This window comes from Nocardia yamanashiensis NBRC 100130, from assembly GCF_001613325.1.
GTDB classification, from domain to species: domain Bacteria; phylum Actinomycetota; class Actinomycetes; order Mycobacteriales; family Mycobacteriaceae; genus Nocardia; species Nocardia yamanashiensis.
Genome location: NZ_BDCD01000015.1, coordinates 1 through 5,289, shown reverse-complemented (window position 1 = coordinate 5,289; position 5,289 = coordinate 1). Strand labels below are relative to the sequence as shown.

The 5,289-nt window shown below is 56.5% G+C and carries 3 rRNA genes; all 3 read right to left on the bottom strand.

The window, feature by feature from the left end:
• Positions 1 to 5: 5 nt before the first annotated feature.
• The 3 genes from rrf to NY1_RS16695 all read right to left on the bottom strand — a co-directional run bounded on the left by rrf (position 6) and on the right by NY1_RS16695 (position 5,282).
• Positions 6 to 122 (bottom strand): 5S ribosomal RNA (rrf, locus tag NY1_RS16705).
• A 207-nt stretch (positions 123 to 329) separates the two neighbouring features.
• Positions 330 to 3,436 (bottom strand): 23S ribosomal RNA (locus NY1_RS16700).
• A gap of 329 nt (positions 3,437 to 3,765) precedes the next feature.
• Positions 3,766 to 5,282, bottom strand: a 16S ribosomal RNA gene (locus NY1_RS16695).
• Together the 16S, 23S and 5S rRNA genes form the textbook arrangement of a ribosomal RNA operon.
• Between the last annotated feature and the right edge of the window lie 7 nt (positions 5,283 to 5,289).

Below are 5,289 nucleotides of genomic sequence, written 5' to 3'. Positions count from 1 at the left end.
GGATGTTCCGGCGGTGTCCTACTCTCCCACACCCTGTCGAGTGCAGTACCATCGGCGCAGGTGGCCTTAGCTTCCGGGTTCGGAATGGGACCGGGCGTTTCCCCACCGCTATAGCCGCCGTAACTCTATGAAACTGTCACTCCCGTGACGATCCAGAAATATTCGAGGGCGAGCCCACGAGCACCCGAACCGGGAAAGACCCCACACTCCGAAAGGGAGTGTGCACCACCCTCTTTCGAGGGGGTTCGGGGGCGAAGCCCCCGGAATCTTCTCCAACACACGGGACGTGTGTTGTTTCAGATACCGCACAGTGGACGCGTAGCAGCTTTGTTGGTAAGTCCTCGGCCTATTAGTACCGGTCACCTACACCCGTTACCGGGCTTCCAGTTCCGGCCTATCAACCCAATGGTCTGTTGGGGGCCTTAACCCCTCGAAGGGGGTGAGAAACCTCATCTTGGAACAGGCTTCCCGCTTAGATGCTTTCAGCGGTTATCCCTTCCGAACGTAGCAAACCAGCCGTGCCCTTGGCAGGACAACTGGCACACCAGAGGTTCGTCCGTCCCGGTCCTCTCGTACTAGGGACAGCCTTCCTCAAGTTTCTGACGCGCGCGGCGGATAGAGACCGAACTGTCTCACGACGTTCTAAACCCAGCTCGCGTGCCGCTTTAATGGGCGAACAGCCCAACCCTTGGGACCTACTCCAGCCCCAGGATGCGACGAGCCGACATCGAGGTGCCAAACCATCCCGTCGATATGGACTCTTGGGGAAGATCAGCCTGTTATCCCCGGGGTACCTTTTATCCGTTGAGCGACACCGCTTCCACTTGCCGGTGCCGGATCACTAGTCCCGACTTTCGTCCCTGCTCGACCTGTCGGTCTCACAGTCAAGCTCCCTTGTGCACTTGCACTCGACACCTGATTGCCAACCAGGCTGAGGGAACCTTTGGGCGCCTCCGTTACATTTTGGGAGGCAACCGCCCCAGTTAAACTACCCACCAGGCACTGTCCCTGAACCCGATCAGGGTCCGAGGTTAGAGGTCCAATACGATCAGAGTGGTATTTCAACGACGACTCCACACACACTGGCGTGCATGTTTCACAGTCTCCCACCTATCCTACACAAACCGTACCGAACACCAATACCAAGCTATAGTGAAGGTCCCGGGGTCTTTTCGTCCTGCCGCGCGTAACGAGCATCTTTACTCGTACTGCAATTTCGCCGAGTCTGTGGTTGAGACAGCTGAGAAGTCGTTACGCCATTCGTGCAGGTCGGAACTTACCCGACAAGGAATTTCGCTACCTTAGGATGGTTATAGTTACCACCGCCGTTTACCGGGGCTTAAATTCTCAGCTTCGCCCTTGCGGGCTAACCGGTCCTCTTAACCTTCCGGCACCGGGCAGGCGTCAGTCCGTATACATCGTCTTACGACTTCGCACGGACCTGTGTTTTTAGTAAACAGTCGCTTCTCACTGGTCTCTGCGACCCCACTCAGCTCGATCCGCAAGGGATGTCACCAAGCAAGGTCCCCCTTCTCCCGAAGTTACGGGGGCATTTTGCCGAGTTCCTTAACCACAGTTATCTCGATCGCCTTAGTATTCTCTACCTGACCACCTGTGTCGGTTTGGGGTACGGGCCGTGTACCAACTCACTAGAGGCTTTTCTCGGCAGCATAGGATCACTGAATTCGCCTCAATCGGCTACGCATCACGTCTCAGGCTGTATGCGGTGCGGATTTGCCTACACCACGCCCTACACGCTTACACCAGGTATTCCATCACCTGGCCCAGCTACCTTCCTGCGTCACCCCATCGCTTGACTACTACAGCCAGGGTCGTATGCAGCCACTTCTCTTCACCCGAAGGTGATAGGTCCGCTTTTGGATACTTAGCACAACTGATTCGCCATTGGGCGCGGATACACGGGTACGGGAATATCAACCCGTTGTCCATCGACTACGCCTGTCGGCCTCGCCTTAGGTCCCGACTCACCCTGGGCGGATTAACCTGGCCCAGGAACCCTTGGTCATTCGGCGGACGAGTTTCTCACTCGTCTTTCGCTACTCATGCCTGCATTCTCACTCGCGCAGCCTCCACGGCTGGATCACTCCGCCGCTTCCCTGGCTACACGACGCTCCCCTACCCATCCACGCTCCTGGCCCGAAGGCGGGATAATGCGTGAATGCCGCGGCTTCGGCGGTGTACTTGAGCCCCGCTACATTGTCGGCGCAGGATCACTTGACCAGTGAGCTATTACGCACTCTTTCAAGGGTGGCTGCTTCTAAGCCAACCTCCTGGTTGTCTTCGCGACCCCACATCCTTTTCCACTTAGTACACGCTTAGGGGCCTTAGCCGGCGATCTGGGCTGTTTCCCTCTCGACTATGAAGCTTATCCCCCACAGTCTCACTGCCGCGCTCTCACTCACCGGCATTCGGAGTTTGGCTGACTTCGGTAAGCTTGTGGGCCCCCTAGGCCATCCAGTAGCTCTACCTCCGGTGAGAAACACGCGACGCTGCACCTAAATGCATTTCGGGGAGAACCAGCTATCACGGAGTTTGATTGGCCTTTCACCCCTACCCACAGCTCATCCCCTCAGTTTTCAACCTAAGTGGGTTCGGGCCTCCACGACGTCTTACCGTCGCTTCACCCTGGCCATGGGTAGATCACTCCGCTTCGGGTCCATAGTGTGCGACTGAAGCGCCCTATTCGGACTCGCTTTCGCTACGGCTCCCCCACACGGGTTAACCTCGCCACACACCGATGACTCGCAGGCTCATTCTTCAAAAGGCACGCCATCACTGAACAAGTCAGCCCTGACGGTTTGTAAGCGCACGGTTTCAGGTACTATTTCACTCCCCTCCCGGGGTACTTTTCACCTTTCCCTCACGGTACTAGTCCGCTATCGGTCACCAGGTAGTATTCAGGCTTATCGGGTGGTCCCGACAGATTCACAGCAGATTTCACGGGCCCGCTGCTACTCGGGTGCTCATTACAAGAGCCAAGATGTTTTCGCTTACGGGATTCTCACCCTCTACGATAGGCCGTCCCAGACCACTTCAGCTAACAACTTGGTTTCTTACTCTTGCTCCTCACGGCAGTGAGAAGAAAATGAGTCCCACAACCCCGCATGGACAACGCCTGCCGGCTATCACATCCACACGGTTTAGCCTCTTCCGCTTTCGCTCGCCACTACTCACGGAATCACATGTTGTTTTCTCTTCCTGTGGGTACTGAGATGTTTCACTTCCCCACGTTCCCTCCACACACCCTATATATTCAGGTGCGGGTGACACGACATCACTCGTGCCGGGTTTCCCCATTCGGAAATCCTCGGATCTCAGCTCGTTTGACAGCTCCCCGAGGCTTATCGCAGCCTACTACGTCCTTCATCGGCTCCTGGTGCCAAGGCATCCACCGTACGCTCTTTATCACTTACTAACAAAGATGCTCGCGTCCACTGTGCAGTTCTCAAACAACACACAAGATTGATTCTGTATCTCAGCACCAGCCCGAGCACGCTCGGCGGTATGACTGAAGAACCAGTCTCGTCGTTTTTTGCCTGGAAAGAATCGCTTCCGCGTGTTCTTTCAGGACCCAATAGTGTGTCGGTATATTCACCGCGATCAGTCACTGAGTACTGATCGAGTGCGATGAAGGTTGTCAGTGTTCCACCCATGAGCTCCAGCCGGACTACGTGTGAGTCCGAAACTGTCTCTGCCAGAGCGACATTCACCTGTGTGAAGTGCTTCTGGAGAAGTGCTCCTTAGAAAGGAGGTGATCCAGCCGCACCTTCCGGTACGGCTACCTTGTTACGACTTCGTCCCAATCGCCAATCCCACCTTCGACGGCTCCCTCCACAAGGGTTAGGCCACCGGCTTCGGGTGTTACCGACTTTCATGACGTGACGGGCGGTGTGTACAAGGCCCGGGAACGTATTCACCGCAGCGTTGCTGATCTGCGATTACTAGCGACTCCAACTTCACGGGGTCGAGTTGCAGACCCCGATCCGAACTGAGACCGGCTTTAAGGGATTCGCTCCACCTCACGGTATCGCAGCCCTCTGTACCGGCCATTGTAGCATGTGTGAAGCCCTGGACATAAGGGGCATGATGACTTGACGTCGTCCCCACCTTCCTCCGAGTTGACCCCGGCAGTCTCTCACGAGTCCCCGCCATTACGCGCTGGCAACATAAGATAAGGGTTGCGCTCGTTGCGGGACTTAACCCAACATCTCACGACACGAGCTGACGACAGCCATGCACCACCTGTACACCGACCACAAGGGGGGCCATATCTCTATGGCTTTCCGGTGTATGTCAAACCCAGGTAAGGTTCTTCGCGTTGCATCGAATTAATCCACATGCTCCGCCGCTTGTGCGGGCCCCCGTCAATTCCTTTGAGTTTTAGCCTTGCGGCCGTACTCCCCAGGCGGGGCGCTTAATGCGTTAGCTACGGCACGGATCCCGTGGAAGGAAACCCACACCTAGCGCCCACCGTTTACGGCGTGGACTACCAGGGTATCTAATCCTGTTCGCTACCCACGCTTTCGCTTCTCAGCGTCAGTTACTGCCCAGAGACCCGCCTTCGCCACCGGTGTTCCTCCTGATATCTGCGCATTTCACCGCTACACCAGGAATTCCAGTCTCCCCTGCAGTACTCTAGTCTGCCCGTATCGACTGCAAGCTTGCAGTTGAGCTGCAAGTTTTCACAATCGACGCGACAAACCGCCTACAAGCTCTTTACGCCCAGTAATTCCGGACAACGCTCGCACCCTACGTATTACCGCGGCTGCTGGCACGTAGTTGGCCGGTGCTTCTTCTACAGGTACCGTCACTTGCGCTTCGTCCCTGTCAAAAGAGGTTTACAACCCGAAGGCCGTCATCCCTCACGCGGCGTCGCTGCATCAGGCTTTCGCCCATTGTGCAATATTCCCCACTGCTGCCTCCCGTAGGAGTCTGGGCCGTGTCTCAGTCCCAGTGTGGCCGGTCGCCCTCTCAGGCCGGCTACCCGTCGTCGCCTTGGTGAGCCGTTACCTCACCAACAAGCTGATAGGCCGCGGGCCCATCTCGCACCAGTAAACCTTTCCAACCCCAGGCATGCACCTGAAGCTCATATCCGGTATTAGACCCAGTTTCCCAGGCTTATCCCAGAGTGCGAGGCAGATCACCCACGTGTTACTCACCCGTTCGCCGCTCGTGTACCCCGAAGGGCCTTACCGCTCGACTTGCATGTGTTAAGCACGCCGCTAGCGTTCGTCCTGAGCCAGGATCAAACTCTCCGTTGAAGACTCT